We start from the raw sequence: 18,543 nt of genomic DNA on the forward strand, positions 1-18,543 counted from the left end.
TGGGGCATGGTTGTCCTCTGAAATCATCAGGCGACAACTACGCTGACACATAGGGGGCACAAACAATAGGAATATCTAATACGTTGAAAACTTTTATTAAAACTGCGTCTCGAGAAGCACCTGTATCTACTAGCACTCTATTGATGAAACCTTCAACGGAATTGAAATCCTCTTTTATCTCCAAAATCCATGACTGAGGAATCAAAAGTTCAGAGGCAAACTGATTTGCTTCCGACTCCATTTCTCTATATTCAAGATCAGCCAAAATGCTATCGATATGAGACACGATGGTTCCGGTATGCCACGGAATAATGATATGCCCGAGCTCATGTGCAAGTGTAAATTTCTGCCGGGTAACAGGCAGTTGTGTATTAATTAAAATACTAGGCTTGGTTTCTCCACCAATCCCTACAGTTATCCCATCTGCACTAATAGGAAAAGAGTGGTATTCAATTTGGCCATATTCACTTACCAAGCTCTCCAATTCATATGGCGGTCGTAGACCGTGTCTTGACAGTACGCGTGCGGCCATTTTTTCTACTGGATTCACTTGAGCTTCCCGATGAGTTTCAGCCAAGATTCCATTTTTCTTGCTTCTTCAGCCGTTTCAGCACGTGCAGCTAAAGCCAACCTTTCCTGATTCATCTCTTGATCAAAAGTTGTCCCCCTCTTTCTTGCTGAAAGGATAAAAGGAAGTATCGATGGCTTAGTTGCCCACGCAGAATACTCTTCCCATGTCATTCCCAGGTATTCATGTAACTCCAAAGGAGTTTCTTCATCTTCATGCCAACGCTCTACAAAATCATCAATCTCATCTTCTAGGACGTCACCATCGAGACACAAATCGACAAAACTCATCTTCATCTCCTAGTTTTGCTTACTAATCCTGCGGCCTTTTACAGCGGGCTTCAAAATAACACCGGTCTGAGGACACGCTGCGCCTAAGTGACGACCTTTTTTGTTAAACACTTCTAACTCACCATGAAGTGCATCCCAGGTATAGTAAATTTTCTCTGCATCATCCTTGTAGACTTTCCTTCCATCTTCGATACCTACAACGCTGCAGCTATCAAGAATGGAGGGTTTTGGAGTTGGCAACCCACCCACATTTTCACTCCATACATTTTGAATTTAACGCCAAGCTTTGGGGCAGCCGGAACGCAGTGTAGGCTCTCCCAGTCGCGATAGAGGCGATAACAGCACCTTGTTATGTTTACTTCAAAGAAAGCACAAGATTGATTTCTTTTAGTTTATCAGATATTTCTTTATTACCTTTGTTAGAGTACACGATATACCCACCCTCGGTTACTTTCTGGTCAGCTCTTACTAAACCGACATACTCATTATATAGATACCGAATATTTTCATACTTTCGCTCTGACACTATACCTCGTAGAGCCTTGATTTCACTTTCTCTAAAATCAAGATGCTTAGATTCCTTTAGTTGGTCGATGTACGTAAGAACCTTCTGCTTTAAAGGAAGAACCACCGCATTGTATTCTTTTCGCTTGTCACGACCGATAGCCAACCAATTACCAATCAGTCCACCTAAAAGGAGCGTTAAAAACGGCATTACATACTTCAGTTCAATCACAAGTTTCCTCGACAAACATAAAAGCAATTAGATAGAAAACTTCATTACTACTAACTGACTCGCTTCCTATCGCAATAATAGCACTACATAACAAAGACTTACAGCACCTCCCAAAAAAATCTCTGCAATCATCTGGCATCTATCTTTCATCGTCCAATAATTAAACGTTCTTTAATAAATTCAACCTACACCAATCTTATCTCTGCCTCAAATAGAAAATCTCTCCGAAGTCAGTCCAGCGTCTTCTTGACACGGTCGTCAGGGTTCTGGAACTATTCCAGAATCGCAGAATAACAGTGGATTGTTATCAAGCACTCAAACAAGGAGCGTACTTATGACCGCAGTGGCTACTGATCGCTACGTCACCTCTGATTTCAACTCAGCCCCTCTGGCTGCCCTCGCCGACCTGATGGGGCTAAACGGTTACCAGAGCCAGATCATGGCATCACCGGAGCTGTTTTCTCCGATCCTGAATGGCATATCCGTTTATCGTCATATCGAAAACCCACAGCGTCGGGAGATCCTGTCGGCGATCAGGAACGATGTTCCCCGTGGTAAGTTGACGGACAAGCTGATGGGCCTGGTCACCAGTCAGATCGTCCAACCCTACTGGTATATGTGGTCCCTGTCGGATGAAGAGCTGATGGAGTTTTTCAACTTTTCCCAGGCCACAAGCTCTGCCACGGACCCTCTTAGTGTAGGTAGTTTGCCCGATTTCAGTGTGGGCTCCCTGGCAACGGCGCTTGTGGTTATGTCACTGAAAGGGCCAAGAGCGGCATTGAAAGAGCAGGCCCAGGAACAGATCGATGCCCTCACGAAGAAAAGTGGACTGGTGCAGGAGATCAGTAAGCGACTCGGCATCGGAGGCCGGCTACTTTCAGCGGTTGGTATCGCCAGTATTCCGACAATCATCGTTATTTCCGGACTGAACATCATGGCCAGGAAGGAATCGGAAGTGGCGAGGCGGGAGCTTGCTGCGCGAGGTCTTCTGGCCTATCAGGACCTCTGAGATGCTGATTGTCCTCCTGGGCTCCGGCCTTGCCGGCTCATTCCTCTACTACGCGCTGCTGACCAGCATAAAGCGAAAGTCGCTGTCTGCTACCTGGGTCAATTGGTTCTGCTGTACGGGGTGCAGCGCATTTCTATTGGCGATTGCCGCCAGCGTGGTGGCTCATTTGTTCGGGGCCACCCCCACCCTCTGGCTTAGCGTCGTTATCTGGCCGATTATCTTTCTGCCGCTGCACGCTGGTTATTCAGCGGCAGTGAAAGCAGAAGGCGACCTCAGACCATCGGCGCTGGATAACGGAGGTAAGGAATGAGGCCCGGCACAGGGGTGAAGCTCGCGGTTCTGTTTGCGGTCGGTGTAGGGTTTGCCGCTTCAGCCGGCGCAGACAATCATGCCGCCCCAGGAAAACGTCTGACGACAGTGGTAAGCACCTATCTGGACCTCCTGATGTGTGCCAACACGGCGTCGGAGTACCAGTCAGACCCAACCGCTGCTGAGACATACCGCGAGACGGCATTCACCCTGAGCGATGCGGCGAGTGAGGCGGGTTGGGAACAGACCGAATTCGATTCGGCACTGGTTTCTGCGCAGGAACGCTATCAGGAACTTGAGCTCTCCGACAGCGATACCCGCGAGTCCTGGCAGCTTCGCCACTTTTCGCGGGAACGCTGCCAGGACCGGTTAGCTACTGCAACCAGCCAGTTGTCCGGCGACGAGCCTTTCCCCACTCCCTGATGGCTCGCCCGCATGCATGCCTCAGGTCGCTTCCAGGCTATCCACCAACCCCGCCATAAACCGCGCAGCCTCCCCCCCGGTCGCCGACCGGTGATCAAAGGTCACTGACAGGGGCATGATTCGCCGCACGGCGGGCTTGCCTTCATGGGGCACCACCTTCTCCCGAATCTTGCCGGCGCCGACAATCGCCACCTGGGGCGGGCTGACGATGGGGTTGGCGTACTGGCCGGTCATGGTGCCGAAGTTGGACAGGGTGATGGTGGCGCCCTGCATTTCCTGGGGCGGGATCTTGCGGGTGGCGACGGCTTCGCGGAGGTTTTCCAGGCCTTTTCTCAGGTCGTCCATGGTGCGGTGGTTGACGTCCCGCAGCACGGGGACGAACAGGCCGTCCGGGGTGTCGACGGCAATGCCGATGTGCACTTCGTCCAGCAGGCGGCGGCTGAGGTTGTCGCCGTCGAACCAGCAGTTCAGGGCCGGGCTGGCCTCGCAGGCGTGGGCGATCGCCTGTACCAGGCGCATGGTGATATCCGTGCCTTTGGGCCAATCGTGGATGTCGGCGTCCTCGAAGATGGACACCGGCACCACCTGGGCGTGGGACAGGGCCATGTTCTTGGCCATGGTGCGCCGGGGGCCGCGCAGGCCTTCGGCCTCGCCGAGCTGTTTCTGGTGGCTGGCCTGGCGGTGCACGTCGTCGTTGGTGATCAGCCCGCCGGGGCCGCTGCCCTTGATGGCTTCCAGGCTGACGCCCAGGCGCTCGGCCAGGGCCCGCACGCCGGGGGTGGCGCGGTTGGCCCTGGCCCGTTTGCTGGAGGGGGCGGCGCCGATGATGAACTGGTCCTCCCGGCTGCCTTCCTCACCCTTGTCGGAGCCCTTGAGTTCCCCCACCACGGTGCCGCTGTCGTCGCCTTCCCCTTCGAAGGCCAGCAGGGGTTCGCCGGTGTGGATGATGTCGCCGGCCTCGCCGAACAGCTTGGCAATCACGCCGGCCTCCGGCGAGGGTACTTCCACAATGGCCTTGGCGGTTTCCACGCTGACCAGGGTCTGGTCCACTTCCACGGTGTCGCCCACCTTGACGTGCCACTCCACGATTTCCGCTTCCGGCAGGCCTTCGCCCAGGTCGGGCAGTTTGAAGGTCTTCATAGTGCGATCACCTCCTCCACCGCCTGGACGATGTCTTCCGTCTTCGGCAGGTAATGGGCCTCATTGCGGTAGTACGGCATGACAGTGTCGTAGCCGGTCACGCGAACCACCGGCGCCTGCAGGTCCAGGAAGGCGCCCTCGGCGATGCTGGCCGCCACTTCCGCGCCAAAGCCGCCGTTGCGGCAGGCCTCATGGACGATCACCGCGCGACCGGTCTTGGCCACGGAGCACAGCAGGGTTTCCCGGTCCAGGGGGCTGATGGTGGCCACGTCGATCACCTCCGCGGATACGCCCTGCTCCGCCAGCCGGTCGGCGGCCTGCAGGGTCTCCATGATGGAGGCCCCCCAACTGATCAGGGTGACGTCGTCCCCTTCCCGCAGGGTGAAGCAGGTGTCCAGGGGCAGCGCGTCGCCGTTGTCCTTCACGGTCTGGGTGACGGCCCGGTAGATGCGCTTGGGCTCCAGGAAGATTACCGGGTCCGGGTTGCGGATGGCCGCCAGCAGCAGGCCGTAGGCCCGTTGGGGCGAACTGGGGATCACCACCCGCAGGCCGGGGATGTGGGCGAACAGGGCCTCGGTGCTCTCGCTGTGGTGTTCCGGGGCATGGATGCCACCGCCAAAGGGCGCGCGATAGACAATGGGGCAATGCAGCCGGCCCCGGGTGCGGTTACGCATGCGGGCGGCGTGGCTGATGATCTGCTCCAGGCCGGCGTAGATAAAGCCCATGAACTGGAACTCCGCCACCGGTTTCAGGCCCTGGGTGGCCAGGCCCACGGCGGTGCCGGCGATGAGGGTCTCCGCCAGGGGCGTGTCCATCACCCGCTTGTAGCCAAAGCGCTCCTTCAGGCCCACGGTGGCCCGGAATACGCCGCCGTTGGTGGCAATGTCCTCCCCCAGCACCACCACGTTGTCGTCGTTCTCCATTTCCCGGGCCAGGGCCATGTTGACGGCCTCCACCAGGGTGACGTCGCGGCTCACTTCGTCCCCCTGCTGGTGGTTGATGGCTTTCTCCACAGACGCGTTCATGGGTTACCTCCCTGCCCGATGCGGGCGAGTTTTTCACGCTGCCCCTGCAAGGCGGTCGGCAGGGTGTCGAACAGGTAGTCCACCATGGCGGTGGGTGGTTCCGGCGCCTTGTCCAGGTACCGCTGCACGGCCTTTTCCACCATGTCCTTGCAGTGGGCCTGCAGTTCCTTTTCCTGGTCGGCGTCCCACAGTCCGGCATTGTGCAGGTAGCTCTGGAAGCGTTTGATGCCATCCCGCTCCCAGGCGGTCTTGAGTTCCTCCGCGCTGCGGTAGCGGGTGGCGTCGTCGGCGGTGGTGTGGTCCCCCAGGCGGTAGGTGACCGCCTCGATCACGGACGCGCCCTTGCCGCCATGGGCCCGTTCCAGGGCGTGGTCCACCGCCTCGCTGACGGCGAAGTAGTCGTTGCCGTCCACGATCTGGCCCGGCAGCCCGCCGCTGATGGCTTTCTGGGCGATGGTCTCGCTGCCGGTCTGCAGGCCCCGGGGGGTGGAAATGGCCCACTGGTTGTTGGCCACCACGAACACCACCGGCAGGTGCCAGGCGCCCGCCAGGTTGATGCTTTCCAGGAAATCCCCCTTGGAGGTGGCACCGTCCCCCAGGGTGACCAGCACCGCCCGCTTCTCGTCGCGGATACGCATGGCGGCGGCGATGCCCACGGCATGGCAGCACTGGGTGGCAATGGGAACGGCTATGGGCAGGTCCTGGGGGCAGCGCTCCCAGCCGGTGCTGCCGCGCTCGTCACCGCCCCAGTAGAGCAGCATGTTGACGATGGGAACGCCGCGTATGAGTTGCGTGGCCTGATCCCGGTAATAGGGTACAAATACGTCGTGGTGGTCCATGCATTGCCCGATGGCGGTACCGATCACTTCGTGGCCGAGCACCGAGGGATAGGTGCCGCACTTGCCGGTACGCTGCAGGGCGATGATTTTCTGGTCCAGGGTGCGGGTGAGCACCATGTTGCGGTAGGCATCCCGCAATCGCGGGGTATCCGATGCCAGTTCAGGCAGGTTGTCCAGTGGCTGGCCGGCTTCATCCAGATAGCGGGCACTCACCACCGTGAAGTCGTGATGCTGTTTCATCCCCGTCTCCTCACACCGTCACCGTTCCGGCTTGTGGCCATCGGGTCACGCTGGCTGTTGGTTCACTGACCGGTGGATCACACCGGCTTACGTGGGGTACAGAATTGGCTGTACTCCTTTAGGTTTTAGTCGATGATGAAAGTTTGATCAACGAAAACGAGAAACAGTTCTCGCTACGAAATAGAAAGTGAGACGTTCTGTACTATCGTCTTGTGTATGACAGGGAATGACATCAAAATCGGCAGCGGTAGGAAGCTAGACGTCTGTTTGCAAGTCGCTGACGGACGAGCTGGTGTTCCCCGCTCAACAGGACACAAGGACTCACTCCATGACCCGGACCTTTTCCACTTTTGTTGCTTCCGTAGCCCTTGCGCTTTTGTCACTGTCGGCCCACGCCCTGGAGCTGGGGGATAGCCCGTTGGCCCTGGTCAGCGACAGCGACCTGGAGGCGGCTGTGGTCCATACCGCCGACGACAGCCAGGCACTGGTGAAACTCAGTGGTGTTAACCACCCCCTGGATGGTGTCGTCATGCTGGCCGAGATCGAGGAGCGCGAAGATAGCAGCCGCGCCTACCGGGCCGAGGTTGACGGCAAGATGCGCTCGCTGGTGGTGTACGCCAGCTCCTACTGGGCACCCACGGATTACACCGCCTACGTGCCCGGTCAGCAGGAACCCTACGCGGTCAAGGCCGACGAGGAACGCAGCGCACAGATCAACCTCGATGAGTTGATGGCCCAGTACGAACAGCAGAAGAACGAAGGCGTCCAGGCCGAACTGGCCCGCTTTGACCGGGGCAAGGCCCTGCAACGCCAGCAGAGTGCCCTGCAGGCCATCGACGAGTCCGCCAGCAAGGTGTGCGGCAGTCCGGTGACCACCCGGGTTGACTGGGAAGCACTCACCAATGAACAGCTCAACAGCCTGAGCATCTCCGGCTACTGCGGCCAGGTGGCGGCGGAAATGGAATACCTCTGCCTCAGTGACGACGGCTTCAAGGAACGGGTCCGGGAAATCTCCGAGGTGGACTGCGGCTTCGCCGACAGCCTGAACCTGGGGCGCGACGGCCAGAAGGTGGTGTTCCAGACCAAGGAAGACGCCAAGAACCAGCGCGAGACCATTAACGGGTTCCTGCAGACGCTGTAACTCCGGAAGCGACCTTCCGATCGTTGAAAGCCCGGCAGATGCCGGGCTTTCGTGTTTCAGGGCCAACGTTTCCTGTCGGGCGGATCAGGGGGACACCCGCGCAAACACCGTGGGTGATTGGGACAGCGGTCGCGACAGGATGACGCCCTCGTTGGAGGACGGATAGATTCCGGTCAGTCGGGTCACGTTCACCTGGTGGGACACCAGGATCACCGGCGGCCCGTCCTCCAGCGCATTCACCGCCGCGATGGTCTGGCGGGTCTGCTGGTCACCATCACCCTGGCCACCGAAGAAGGAGTTCAGGGGTGGCCATTCGGTCACCGGGCCCACGTCCATTTCCTCGGCGGTATCCCGGCACCGGCACCACTGGCTGGTGTACACCCTGGCCCGGTCAATGCCGTGACTTGCCAGCAGTTCCTTCCAGGCCCGGGCCTGCTCGCGGCCCCGCTCGTTCAGGTTACGCTGGGTGGAGCAGTCCTCCAGGTCGAAGCCGGTCGGGTCTCCGGTACCCGGGGCCAGGGCATGCCTCAGCATCAGCACGGCCCGCCCGTCCTTCAGGGCCTGCCAGGCTTCCGTGTCATCCGCCATGGCCGGTGCCATGCACAGCGCCAGCAGGACCGCCACGACACCGGCTATCGAACGTCTTGCCACCATGTGTCCATACCTCCCGATGAAAACCGCCATGAACCAATATACTCCACTGGATGTGCAGTGGATGCCCGGCTACCAATAGTGACCGCAGCCGGTTACACTCCCGCCATTCCTGTTCCGGAGGCCATTACCATGCCAATCTGGGTCGATGCCGACGCCTGCCCCGTGCCCATCCGTGAGATTCTCTGCCGTGCGGCCAACCGCTGGCAGATCGACACCACGTTTATCGCCAACCACGTCATCAAACTGCCCCCCAGCCCCTGGATCAAGGCACGGCAAGTGGCCCACGGTTTTGATGTGGCAGACAACGAAATCATGGAGCAGCTCAGCACCGGCGACCTGGTGATCACCCAGGACATCCCCCTGGCGGCGGAAGCCATTGAGCAGGGGGCGGATGTGTTCAACCCCCGGGGGCAGGCCTTCACCCGCGACAATATCCGCCAGCGCCTGGCCATGCGGAATTTCATGGAAGAAATGCGGAACGCCGGTCAGGTAACCGGCGGCCCGTCGGCCTTCAGCCAACAGGACCGTAAGGAATTCGCCGACCAGCTGGACCGGTGGTTGCAGAAGAACCACCGCCGCTGACCGGGATAACAGGGAGGCTAACTGTTCTCGATACGGAAACCCACCACGAGACTGACCTGGTAATGGCCCACCTTGCCATTCTCGATATGGCCACGGGTTTCGGTGACTTCGAACCACTCCATGTTGCGAATGCTCCGGGCGCATTCCGCCAGGGCATTGTCGATGGCTTCTTCAATGCTGGTCCTTGAGGAGCCTACCACCTCGGTCTTCTTGTACACGTGATGATCTGACATGGGAAAAGTCTCCTGTCGGTTTCCTCGTAAAAGCGTGTCACCGGGGTGACAACCCTAGTGTCCCGTCTGGCTAATTCCTTAATCTACTGCTTGCCTCTGAGGACCTCTTACCAAGGCGCCAGTCTGCAGGTGTGGTGGTTCCACATCAAAGACTGGCAACGCAGGCTCAGAGTCCTCAGAGGCAAGCCCTTCGGGAGCTTCTGAGAAACCGAATAGCGTCGTTGCGCTGTCTCGATTTGGAACCACCAAACCTTCACCAGCACGCCTAGCTCTTCGGTTTCTCAGAAGCTCAGTAGGTTAAGGAATTAGCCAGACGGGACACTAGTATGGCACAGGATATTCCTGAGGCCCGCCGCACGGGTCTTCAAGGACCCGGTCGATTACGTGGCCGTTAACCCACGGGTTTCACTGTCGCGGATGGTGTCAGACTCCTGTTCCCACCAGTGCGACGATGGTCGCCACGGTCAGGATGAACAGGCCAGCGGCAGCGGCAATCTTGAGTCCCTCTTTCAGTTCATGCTCGAACACGGTTGTCTCCCTATCGCCAAGGCAATCACGGAATGGATTGCATGATTACAACCTACCCTTGCACCTTAATGATATTGATTCTTATTTGCAAGAATGATCCAGTCATCGGCCCGTTCGTAAATCCGATGGTTCCCGGACGGGCATCCGTCCGATGAAGAAACAGTAATCTTACCCACCTCGCCGGACCCGGCGCGGTTGATAAGATCAGACCATTGAGGCGCTCCCTTCACACAGCGGTACCAAACCTGCGGAGACGACCATGCAACGACTGCTGACACTGACCGCCGCCCTGACCCTGGCTGCCACGCCCCTGGCCACCATGGCTGCGGACCGTTATACCTCAAGCCAGGCGGATTTCAGACTGGAGACCGTTGTTTCCGGGCTGGAACATCCCTGGTCCATTGTCTTTCTGCCTAATGGCGACAAACTGGTGACGGAACGGGCCGGTCGCCTGCGGGTGATCCGCGACGGGCAATTGCTGGAGGCGCCGGTGTCCGGCGTCCCCGAGGTGGCCGCCACCGGACAGGGCGGCCTGCTGGACCTGCTGTTGCACCCGGATTTCGAGGACAACCGGTTGTTGTTCCTGAGTTATGCCCACCGCAACAGTGACGGCCTGACCACCCGGGTTGCCCGGGCGGAATACCGTGACCAGGCCCTGCGGGATGTGCGTGTCATCTTCGAGGCCCTGCCCCGCTCCGGCACCAGCCGGCACTTCGCCGGGCGCATGGTGATCCCGGAAGATGGCTACCTGTACGTGGCCGTGGGGGACCGCGGGGAAATGAATCGGGCCCAGGACATCAATGACGATGCCGGCGGGGTCCACCGGATCACCATCGACGGCGAGGCCCCGGACAGTAACCCCTTCCACGGTCAGGATGGCGCCAATACGCTGTTCACCATCGGTAACCGCAATATCCAGGGCATGACCCTGCACCCGGATACCGGTGAGATCTGGAGCCATGAACACGGCCCCCGGGGCGGCGACGAGGTGAACGTGATCGAGGCGGGCACCAACTATGGCTGGCCGGTGATCACCTACGGCATCAACTACAGCGGTACCCCCATCACCGACCAGACCCACAAGGAAGGCATGGCCCAGCCCCTGCACTACTGGGACCCATCCATCGCTCCGTCCGGCATGGCCTTCTATACCGGTGATGATTTTCCCCAGTGGCAGGGTGACCTGTTCGTGGGGGCCCTGAAGATGCAGAAACTGGTACGGCTGGAACTGGATGGCCGGGAAATGACCGGGGAGGAGGACCTGCTCACGGACTTCGGCAAGCGGATCCGCTCCGTCACCATGGAGCCTGACGGACACCTTTGGCTGCTGACCGATGAATCCGACGGCCAGGTTTTGCGCATCCTGCCGACCGAATGATCAGTGGGGGTCGTTGGCCCGCTCCGTCTTCTCGTACTGGGGCACGTCATCGGTGATGGTGAACCAGTCGGATTTGGAACCGGTGAAGACGTGGGCGGCGGGGCCCTTGCCCAGGGGCTCGTTGATCACCCCCACCCGCAACCTCAGGATGCCGGGGATGGCGTCCACCCGGCTGTAGAGCTGGCTGCCGCAGGTACGGCAAAAGGCCCGGTACTTGCCGGGCCGGGACTCGTACTCGGTGATCCGGTCCTCACCGCCGGTGAACCGGAAGTGCACCTTCTGCACCGGGGCACTGGCGGAAAAGGCACTGCCGTGGGCACGGCGGCACTGGCTGCAGTGGCACAGGGCCACGGGCCCCAGGGGGCCGTCATAGTCGAATCTCACCTCACCACACAGGCAGTGTCCTGTCAGCATTTCCCCAACCCCTTGATTTGTCGGATACATCAGCAAATGTTCGCCGGCATTCTAGCAACCCGTGCTAACGCGGGCAGCACATTCTGTAACTTCTCGTCACAAAATTGCTGTAATTCCGGCACCCTGCTGTCATTTTTTAACGTTATGTATAGCCTCAGAACATAGTAGCGGAACAGAAAATGAGCTATCGTTAATCCAGTTGTGGTTTCAGGAGTCGGCGCACAATGTGGGCCTGCAGACCGGCATCATCCCGGGGCGTCTGACAACAAACGCTGGCGAAGCACCAAGAACCAACAGAACGGAACCTTGTGGAATGTGGCAACTTCGATCCATCGCAGCCGACCTGACCGGCCTTTATCGCTCCCTTGGCACAGGCCTGATGGCGACAGTACTGCTTTCCCTGCCGGTCACCGCCGCAGCCGAAGGAACCGCCACAGAGCCCCGCCTCTGGAGTAACGAGGTGCGGGGGCTGGCACAGAAATCCCTGGACGACGTCAACGGCCTGAGTGTCGCCGCCGTGCCCCTTGATGGCCCGGGTATCGAGCAGTTTATCAATGCCGATACCATCATGAGCCCCGGCTCCATCATGAAGTTGCTCACCACCTATGCCGCCCTGGAAATCCTGGGGCCCAACTATCGCTGGACCACCCGCTTCTACACCGATGGCGACTTCGAGGGTGACACCCTCAAGGGCGACCTCTATGTCTACTTCGATGGCGACCCCAAGCTGACCATTGAGCGCCTCTGGGTGGTCCTGCGGGAGATACGCGCCATGGGCGTGCGCCATATCGAAGGCGATGTGGTGCTGGATGGCCGGGTGTTCATGCTGCCGGACGGTCTGCCCAAGTTCCATGACAACGGCAACAACCCCCACCGGCCCTTCCTGGTGGAACCGTCTCCGGTGCTGCTCAACATGAACCTGGTGCACTTCCAGGTTCGCGCCGATGAGCGGGGCACCCAGGCCTGGGCGACGCCGGCCCTGAACGCCATCACCATCGATAACCGCATAACCGCCACCGAGGAAGGCCCCTGCCCGAGCCGCCGCCGGTTTACCTGGGAACCGGTCTTCGACAACCGGGGCAATGTCACCGTGACCGTGGAAGGGGAGCTGCCGGAAGGCTGCCGTACCACCTCCTACCTGTCGCTATTGCCCCAGGACCAGTACAGCGGCGAGCTCATTATCTCCATGTGGCAGGAACTGGGCGGCACCATCAGCGGTGGCTGGCGCCAGGGCGTGACCCCGTCCGACAGCCGGCTGGTGTCCAGCACCACGTCTCCGGACCTGGTCACCATGATCCGTGACATCAACAAGTGGAGCAGCAACGTCATGGCCCGTCAGTTGCTGATCACCATCGGCGCCGAAAACCGCCACCCGGCGGACAACGACGACCGCGTGTCCGGTATCCGCGCCATTTACGACTGGCTGGAAGGCAAGGGCATCGATACCCAGGGCATGGTCATCGACAATGGTAGTGGCCTGTCCCGCCACGCCCGTATGACCGCCCGGCAACTGTCCGCCATTCTCACCAATGCCTGGTCCAGCCCCTACAGTGCCGACCTGATGACCTCCATGCCGCTGACGGCCATGGACGGCACCATGGCCCGACGCCTGCGGGACCTGGACATGGAGGGCATGGGCCGTATCAAGACCGGCTCCCTGCAGGATGTGCGCTCCGTGGCCGGTTTCACGCGGGATGACAACAACACCACCTGGGCGGTGGTTGGCATCATCAACCATTCGCCCGCCTGGAAGGGGCAGTCCATCCTCGACAAGGTGCTGTATACCCTGCACGCCAACCCGCCCACCGGCACCGCCCTGTCCCACGCCGGCACCCAGTAACGCGATTTTCACTGACGCACAAAAAAGCCCCGGTACTGCCGGGGCTTTTTTGTGACGGCGGGCCCGGCTGATCAGACCGTCAGGTAACCGCCATCCACGTTGACACAGGTGCCGGTGGTGTAGCTGGAAGCATCGGACACCAGGTACAGCACGGTGCCCGCCATCTCGTCCGGGTCCGCCATACGGTGCATGGGAATATGCTCCAGGGCCCGGTCACGGATGCTGTCATTGCTGGTCAGGGCGCTGGCGAACTTGGTGTCGGTCAGGCCCGGCAGCAGCGCGTTGACACGGATATTGTCCGGGCCCAGCTCGCGGGCGTAGGAACGGGTCATGGCGATGACCGCGGATTTGGTGATGGAATAGATGCCCTGCATCATGCCCGGAGTCACGCCGTTGACCGAGGCCACGTTGACGATGGCCCCCTTGGTGCTGTTTTCCTTCATCAGTTTGGCCGCCTCGGCACACATGAAGAAGTAGCCCCGGATGTTCACGTCCACGGTCTTCTGGAAGGCACCGATGTCGGTGTCCTCGATCTTGCCGAAGTAGGGGTTGGTGGCGGCGTTGTTCACCAGGATATCCAGCTTGCCGTGGTTGTCGCGGATGTGCTGCCAGATGGTCTCGATCTGGACCATCTCGCCGATGTGGCACGCCACGGCCTCGGCGCTGCCGCCGTTCTCACGGATGCTGCTGGCGACCGCCTCGCAACCGTCGATCTTGCGGCTGCTGACAATCACGTGGGCGCCGTTGTCCGCCAGCAGGCGCGCCACACTCTCGCCGATACCCCGGCTGGCACCGGTGACCAGGGCCACCTTGCCCTGCAGGTCAAACAGGTTCTTCTTGCTCATGTTGCTCTCCTTTATCCGTTGTTGAATCCGGCCTCAGCGGAAAGTGACCATCTCCGGCCCTTCCGCCTCCAGGTGGCTGTAATTGTTGAAGACCGCCAGACTGCGACGACGCCCGGAATACAGCACCCGGGTAACACTGGTGTTGGCAATCACTTCGTTGAGGCCCAGGGCCTTGCGGTCGCTGATCCCCAGCAGGCTCTGCACGATCACCGCGATGGGGCCACCGGAGGTGGACACAAACACATCGCCGCCGTTGGCCCAGTCCACCAGGTCGTCCAGGGCCTGTTGCACCCGCGCCTTGAACTGGGGCCAGGTTTCCGGATATTCGCTGTCGTAGTCGCCACTGGTCCAACGGTCCACCGCCTGAACGAACGTCTGCTGGAAAAACTTCGCGGGCTTGTTCGCCGCCTTCAGGTCCGCCTGCATCCGTTCGCGGTCCGCCCACTCCGGCTTGAAACGGTGCACCACGGCGGTATGGTCGAACTCGTTGAATCCGGTGGCAACCTGCATGTCCGGAAAGGAGCTCCGGTAGCCGCTGGCAATGGCCTCCACGGTCTCCCGGTGTCGCTGCATGTCACCGCCAATCACCACATCCGGGTGCACCTTTCCGGCCAGCCACCGCCCCAGTACGCGGGCCTGCTCCCAGCCCGTGGGGGAAAGCTGGTCATAGTTGTCATCGCCGAAGCTGGCCTGGCCATGACGGATCAGGTAAAGGGTTGCCACTACTCGGTCCTCCGATACACCCATTTTTTTCGCAACGGGGCAGTCTATAGGCCTGTATACTATTACACGACTGAATTATTCTTATCCCCAACCATAATCCGAACTTATTGCCGCAACAATCCCGGGAGCAGTCCATGGCCTCAAACCGGCTAGATCTTAACCTTCTTCACGTGTTCGATACCATCTATCGGGAAGGTAGCCTGACCCGGGCCGCGCGGGCGCTCCACCTGACCCAGCCGGCAGTCAGCCACTCCCTGGCGCGCCTGCGGGAGCATTTCGGCGACCCGCTGTTCTCCCGCCAGGGCAATCGGATGGTGCCAACGCCCCTGGCCCGCCGGTTCGTGGAATCCATGCGCCCCGGGCTCAACCAGATACACAGCGCGGTCAACCAGTTCCACGCCTTCGACCCGGCCAGCCACCGCAAGACCTTTGCCCTGGCCCTGCGGGATGTGCTTGAGTCCACCTTCCTGCCCCAGTTGGTGCGCAAGCTGGACGACTACCCGGAGATCGAGATCAACAGCCAGCGCATCGCCCGGCGGGACATGGAAAGCCTGCTGGCCGCCGGCAAGGTGGATTTCGCGGTGGATGTACTGCTACCGGTGAGTGACCAGACCGCCCATGAACGCCTGCGCAAGGACCGCCTGGTGGTGCTGGCCAGGAAGGACCACCCCCTGGCCACGGAACCACTGACCATGGAGAACTACCTGTCGGCAAAACACATCCTGGTGTCGTCCCGCAGTGAGGGGCCGGGTGTGGAGGATTTCGAACTGTCACGGCTGGGGCTGCAACGGCAGATCCGCCTGCGCTGTCAGCACTTCTATGCGGCCTGCCAGGTGGTGGAAACCTCCGACCTGCTACTGACCATGCCGGAAGCCTACGCCCGGCAGATCGCCGCCCGTTCGGATACCCGCATCCTCAACCCGCCGGAAGGACTGCCGGACGTGGACGCGCACCTTTACTGGCACCGGGCCTACGAGAAGGAACCGGCACTGATCTGGCTGCGGGAACAGTTTCACGCCGTGGTGGCCGAACAGCAGGGCCTCGCCCACTGACCGACCGCTGCCGGGGACCGGTTCAGAACACCCCGACCAGCCACAGGAAACCGGCAAACCCGGCCGCCGTCAGGGCCATGGCCAGCGTCACCACGCCCAGCCCCCACCAGACGGCGGCGCCATCCGATACCGCCACATCATGGGCCCGCACCGTGCGATAGAAGGCCCAGGGCCCGAGCAGGAAGGCACCGAACACGGCAAAGACGATGCCCAGGCAGACCCCGGTGAAGGTCCAGGTAGCCAGGACGGTGGCGCGGTCGTTGAGCTGGTCGGTCACCTGGTGACCACGCAGGAACCAGCGGCACAGCAACCAGATCAGTCCATAGAGCACACCAACGAACAGTACGCCGCCAGCCAGGGTCACCAGACGATAGAACAAGGGATTCTCTCCAGGTTATTCGAGATCGGGAAAATGCGGCCTGGGCAACGATTCGAACCCGGGCCGGGCGAACAGGTAGCCCTGGAACAATCGGATACCACGGCCCCGCAACCAGGCATATTCCTCAACGGTTTCCACGCCCTCGGCCACGATACGGCCACCCAGTTCCGCCATCATGGTAATAATGCCATTAACCACCGCCTGCTTGTTCGGCTCGCGGTCGATATCACGGATCAGGCCCATATCCAGCTTGAGCAGGTCCGGCGGACTGGCGGTCATGAGATTGTAGCGGGAAAAACCGGCACCGAAGTCGTCAATGGCGGTGCTGAACCCCATGTCCTGGTACGCCTTGATGATCGACACCAGGTGGTCAATGGAGGACAGGTCCTCCCCTTCCGTCAGCTCGAAGATGATCTTGCGGGTATCGAAATTATAGGTCTTCGCCGCCGCCAGTGTGGTGCGAATGCAGTATTCCGCCTGGTAGACGGCATTGGGCATGAAATTGATGCTCAGCCTGGTATCCATGCCCAACCGGGCCGCCTGCTTGACCGCCTTGACCCGGCAGATCTGGTCAAAGGAGTAGCGGTTGCGCTCATTCACCTTTGACAGCACGCTCCACGCACTCTCCCCTCCAGTACCGCGGACCAGGGCCTCGTAGGCAAACACACTGCTATCCGACACATCAACGATCGGCTGGTAGGCAAACGAGAACTGGAAATCCAGACCCTCACCACAGGCGCACTGATCACAGTGGGATTCATCAAACAGTACTTCGGGTTGTTCCACGCCGGCTCCTATGGGCTGATGAACCAAGGTTTACGCCACTCACTATAGACAGCGTCCTGCCAGGGGTAAACGTACTGAAATACTGACGAAAACCGCCCGGGTGTCTACACTGTCTATCAGTCCTGACGCCAACATCATGCACTCAGGATACGCATTAATACGGCGTCCGGTTGCAAAACTCTGTAAATTCCCCTCAAGGAGTGGCCTCATGCCCCAGCCCCTGCGTATCGCTGTCATGCCCGGTGACGGGATTGGTCCGGAAGTGGTAACCGAAGCGGTTCATTGCCTGGAGACACTGCGGGAAAAGCACCAGCTTCCCGTTGAGTGGACCCGCTTCCCCTGGCCCTCCCATGCCTGGCACGAGCAATACGGTGAGGTTATGCCCGGGGACGCCCTGGAACAGCTTCGGGATTACCACGCCATCCTGCTGGGCGCCCTGGGGGATCCGGGCCCCATGGACGACCCGGACCGCTACCTGTTGCCGGACAGCGTGTCCCTGGCGCCACTGCTGGATATGCGCAAGGGCTTCGACCAGTGGGTCTGCGAACGGCCGGCCCGCCTGCTGCCCGGCGCCCGGCAGTACCTGGCGGATGACCGCGCCCGGGACATCGACATGCTGGTGATCCGGGAGAACAGCGAGGGAGAATACGTGGGCCAGGGTGGCCGCCTGCGCCAGGGTACCGAGCACGAGGTGGCCACCCAGATGGAGGTGTTCACCCGCCGTGGTACCGAGCGCATCATCCGCTACGGCTTCGAGCAGGCCCGCCTGCGGGCCGAGGCCCGTCGCCGGGATGGCCACAAGCGGGAATTCCCCACCCGCTCCGGCAAACGCTGCGAGAGCCAGGTGTGTGTGGTGACCAAGCGCAATGCCCTGCGTTACTGGGGCGACATGTACACCGAGGTGTTTGAGGAAGTGGCCGCCGATTACCCGGACGTGGCCACCCACCACGAGCTGATCGACGCCGCCTGTATGAAGTTTGTGCAGTCTCCCTGGGCATTCGACGTGGTGGTGGCCAGCAACCTGCAGGGGGATATCCTGACCGACCTGGCCGCCGTGCTCTCCGGCGGCATGGGCGTGGCCCCGTCCTGCAACCTGAATCCGGACAACCCGGATCTGCCCTCCATGTTCGAACCCACCCACGGCAGCGCCCCGGACATCGCCGGCCAGGGCATTGCCGACCCCACCGCGATGCTGTTCACCACCGCCCGCATGCTGGAATGGCTGGGCCGCCGGGAACCCGTGCTGTCCACCGCCGGTCGTGAGCTGTTTGATGCTGTTGCCGCCGACCTGGCGGAAAACGGCGGAACCCGTCGTGACACCCGCGAGATTGGCGATTCCGTGCTAGGCCGTTTGCGATAGCGGAACAGGAAAGATGCAAGTGGTGCCGGGTCCATGGCAAAATCCGCCA

The 18,543-nt window shown here is 60.3% G+C and carries 23 protein-coding genes; 9 read left to right on the plus strand and 14 right to left on the minus strand.

Annotated elements, in window-relative coordinates; all coding sequences use genetic code 11:
- Positions 1–37: 37 nt before the first annotated feature.
- From RO069_RS19805 to RO069_RS19820, 4 genes are all read right to left on the minus strand, one after another.
- A complete protein-coding gene (locus tag RO069_RS19805; RefSeq protein WP_328189793.1) occupies positions 38–577 on the minus strand; it encodes an ImmA/IrrE family metallo-endopeptidase in 540 nt (179 codons plus the stop codon).
- A complete protein-coding gene (locus RO069_RS19810; RefSeq protein ID WP_328189794.1) occupies positions 547–858 on the minus strand; it encodes a hypothetical protein in 312 nt (103 codons plus the stop codon). Before RO069_RS19810 ends, RO069_RS19805 begins: the two co-directional genes overlap by 31 nt.
- Before the next feature lie 9 nt (positions 859–867).
- Positions 868–1,107 (minus strand): colicin E3/pyocin S6 family cytotoxin, encoded by a 240-nt coding sequence (locus RO069_RS19815; RefSeq protein ID WP_328189795.1) that lies wholly within the window; start codon positions 1,105–1,107, stop codon positions 868–870.
- Positions 1,108–1,213: 106 nt separating this feature from the next.
- Positions 1,214–1,594, minus strand: a complete 381-nt coding sequence (locus tag RO069_RS19820; protein ID WP_328189796.1) for a hypothetical protein — start codon at positions 1,592–1,594, stop codon at positions 1,214–1,216.
- A gap of 334 nt (positions 1,595–1,928) precedes the next feature.
- On the opposite strand from RO069_RS19820, the gene RO069_RS19825 reads away from it, so the two are divergent.
- Genes RO069_RS19825 through RO069_RS19835 form a run of 3 tightly spaced genes read left to right on the plus strand, consistent with a single transcriptional unit; the run spans position 1,929 to position 3,335 of the window.
- Positions 1,929–2,603 carry a hypothetical protein gene (locus RO069_RS19825; RefSeq protein ID WP_328189797.1) on the plus strand — a complete coding sequence of 225 codons (675 nt, stop codon included), beginning with the start codon at positions 1,929–1,931 and terminating at the stop codon, positions 2,601–2,603.
- Position 2,604: 1 nt separating this feature from the next.
- On the plus strand, positions 2,605–2,913 hold the full coding sequence (locus RO069_RS19830; protein WP_328189798.1) for a hypothetical protein: 309 nt from the start codon (positions 2,605–2,607) through the stop codon (positions 2,911–2,913).
- Positions 2,910–3,335, plus strand: coding sequence for a hypothetical protein (locus RO069_RS19835; RefSeq protein WP_328189799.1), 426 nt, complete (start codon positions 2,910–2,912; stop codon positions 3,333–3,335). Before RO069_RS19830 ends, RO069_RS19835 begins: the two co-directional genes overlap by 4 nt.
- Positions 3,336–3,356: 21 nt before the next feature.
- Here the strand turns inward: RO069_RS19835 and RO069_RS19840 are convergent, their stop codons facing one another.
- Genes RO069_RS19840 through pdhA form a run of 3 tightly spaced genes read right to left on the minus strand, consistent with a single transcriptional unit; the run spans position 3,357 to position 6,579 of the window.
- Positions 3,357–4,475 (minus strand): dihydrolipoamide acetyltransferase family protein, encoded by a 1,119-nt coding sequence (locus RO069_RS19840; protein WP_328189800.1) that lies wholly within the window; start codon positions 4,473–4,475, stop codon positions 3,357–3,359.
- Positions 4,472–5,500 (minus strand): alpha-ketoacid dehydrogenase subunit beta, encoded by a 1,029-nt coding sequence (locus RO069_RS19845; protein ID WP_328189801.1) that lies wholly within the window; start codon positions 5,498–5,500, stop codon positions 4,472–4,474. Before RO069_RS19845 ends, RO069_RS19840 begins: the two co-directional genes overlap by 4 nt.
- On the minus strand, positions 5,497–6,579 hold the full coding sequence (gene pdhA / locus RO069_RS19850) for a pyruvate dehydrogenase (acetyl-transferring) E1 component subunit alpha (protein WP_328189802.1): 1,083 nt from the start codon (positions 6,577–6,579) through the stop codon (positions 5,497–5,499). The genes RO069_RS19845 and pdhA overlap by 4 nt, the downstream gene beginning before the upstream one ends.
- A gap of 328 nt (positions 6,580–6,907) precedes the next feature.
- Here pdhA and RO069_RS19855 point away from each other — a divergent pair, with 328 nt between their 5' ends.
- Positions 6,908–7,720 carry a hypothetical protein gene (locus RO069_RS19855; protein WP_328189803.1) on the plus strand — a complete coding sequence of 271 codons (813 nt, stop codon included), beginning with the start codon at positions 6,908–6,910 and terminating at the stop codon, positions 7,718–7,720.
- Between the two features lie 84 nt (positions 7,721–7,804).
- Here the strand turns inward: RO069_RS19855 and RO069_RS19860 are convergent, their stop codons facing one another.
- Entirely contained in the window at positions 7,805–8,374 is a 570-nt protein-coding gene (locus RO069_RS19860; protein ID WP_328189804.1) for a histidine phosphatase family protein, read from the minus strand.
- Positions 8,375–8,503: 129 nt separating this feature from the next.
- Here RO069_RS19860 and RO069_RS19865 point away from each other — a divergent pair, with 129 nt between their 5' ends.
- Positions 8,504–8,956, plus strand: a complete 453-nt coding sequence (locus RO069_RS19865) for a YaiI/YqxD family protein (RefSeq protein WP_328189805.1) — start codon at positions 8,504–8,506, stop codon at positions 8,954–8,956.
- 17 nt (positions 8,957–8,973) lie between these two features.
- On the opposite strand, the gene RO069_RS19870 is transcribed toward RO069_RS19865, so the two are convergent.
- Positions 8,974–9,189, minus strand: coding sequence for a dodecin (locus RO069_RS19870; protein WP_328189806.1), 216 nt, complete (start codon positions 9,187–9,189; stop codon positions 8,974–8,976).
- A gap of 787 nt (positions 9,190–9,976) precedes the next feature.
- Between RO069_RS19870 and RO069_RS19875 the strand changes: the two genes are divergently transcribed.
- Entirely contained in the window at positions 9,977–11,095 is a 1,119-nt protein-coding gene (locus RO069_RS19875; RefSeq protein WP_328189807.1) for a PQQ-dependent sugar dehydrogenase, read from the plus strand.
- Here the strand turns inward: RO069_RS19875 and RO069_RS19880 are convergent, their stop codons facing one another.
- A complete protein-coding gene (locus tag RO069_RS19880) occupies positions 11,096–11,509 on the minus strand; it encodes a GFA family protein (protein ID WP_328189808.1) in 414 nt (137 codons plus the stop codon).
- A 313-nt stretch (positions 11,510–11,822) separates the two neighbouring features.
- Between RO069_RS19880 and dacB the strand changes: the two genes are divergently transcribed.
- Positions 11,823–13,349 (plus strand): D-alanyl-D-alanine carboxypeptidase/D-alanyl-D-alanine endopeptidase, encoded by a 1,527-nt coding sequence (dacB, locus tag RO069_RS19885; RefSeq protein ID WP_328189809.1) that lies wholly within the window; start codon positions 11,823–11,825, stop codon positions 13,347–13,349.
- A gap of 71 nt (positions 13,350–13,420) precedes the next feature.
- On the opposite strand, the gene RO069_RS19890 is transcribed toward dacB, so the two are convergent.
- Both RO069_RS19890 and RO069_RS19895 read right to left on the minus strand, forming a co-directional pair.
- Positions 13,421–14,194 carry an SDR family oxidoreductase gene (locus RO069_RS19890; protein WP_328189810.1) on the minus strand — a complete coding sequence of 258 codons (774 nt, stop codon included), beginning with the start codon at positions 14,192–14,194 and terminating at the stop codon, positions 13,421–13,423.
- A gap of 33 nt (positions 14,195–14,227) precedes the next feature.
- On the minus strand, positions 14,228–14,917 hold the full coding sequence (locus RO069_RS19895) for a histidine phosphatase family protein (protein WP_328189811.1): 690 nt from the start codon (positions 14,915–14,917) through the stop codon (positions 14,228–14,230).
- Between the two features lie 134 nt (positions 14,918–15,051).
- Between RO069_RS19895 and RO069_RS19900 the strand changes: the two genes are divergently transcribed.
- Positions 15,052–15,969 (plus strand): LysR family transcriptional regulator, encoded by a 918-nt coding sequence (locus RO069_RS19900; protein ID WP_328189812.1) that lies wholly within the window; start codon positions 15,052–15,054, stop codon positions 15,967–15,969.
- A gap of 22 nt (positions 15,970–15,991) precedes the next feature.
- On the opposite strand, the gene RO069_RS19905 is transcribed toward RO069_RS19900, so the two are convergent.
- Positions 15,992–16,348, minus strand: coding sequence for a hypothetical protein (locus tag RO069_RS19905; RefSeq protein ID WP_328189813.1), 357 nt, complete (start codon positions 16,346–16,348; stop codon positions 15,992–15,994).
- Between the two features lie 15 nt (positions 16,349–16,363).
- Positions 16,364–17,134 (minus strand): EAL domain-containing protein, encoded by a 771-nt coding sequence (locus RO069_RS19910; protein ID WP_328189814.1) that lies wholly within the window; start codon positions 17,132–17,134, stop codon positions 16,364–16,366.
- Between the two features lie 208 nt (positions 17,135–17,342).
- Between RO069_RS19910 and RO069_RS19915 the strand changes: the two genes are divergently transcribed.
- Complete coding sequence (locus tag RO069_RS19915) at positions 17,343–18,494, plus strand: isocitrate/isopropylmalate dehydrogenase family protein (RefSeq protein ID WP_328189815.1); 1,152 nt, start codon at positions 17,343–17,345, stop codon at positions 18,492–18,494.
- Positions 18,495–18,543: the final 49 nt, after the last annotated feature.

This window comes from Marinobacter sp. OP 3.4, from assembly GCF_036224885.1.
GTDB lineage: Bacteria > Pseudomonadota > Gammaproteobacteria > Pseudomonadales > Oleiphilaceae > Marinobacter.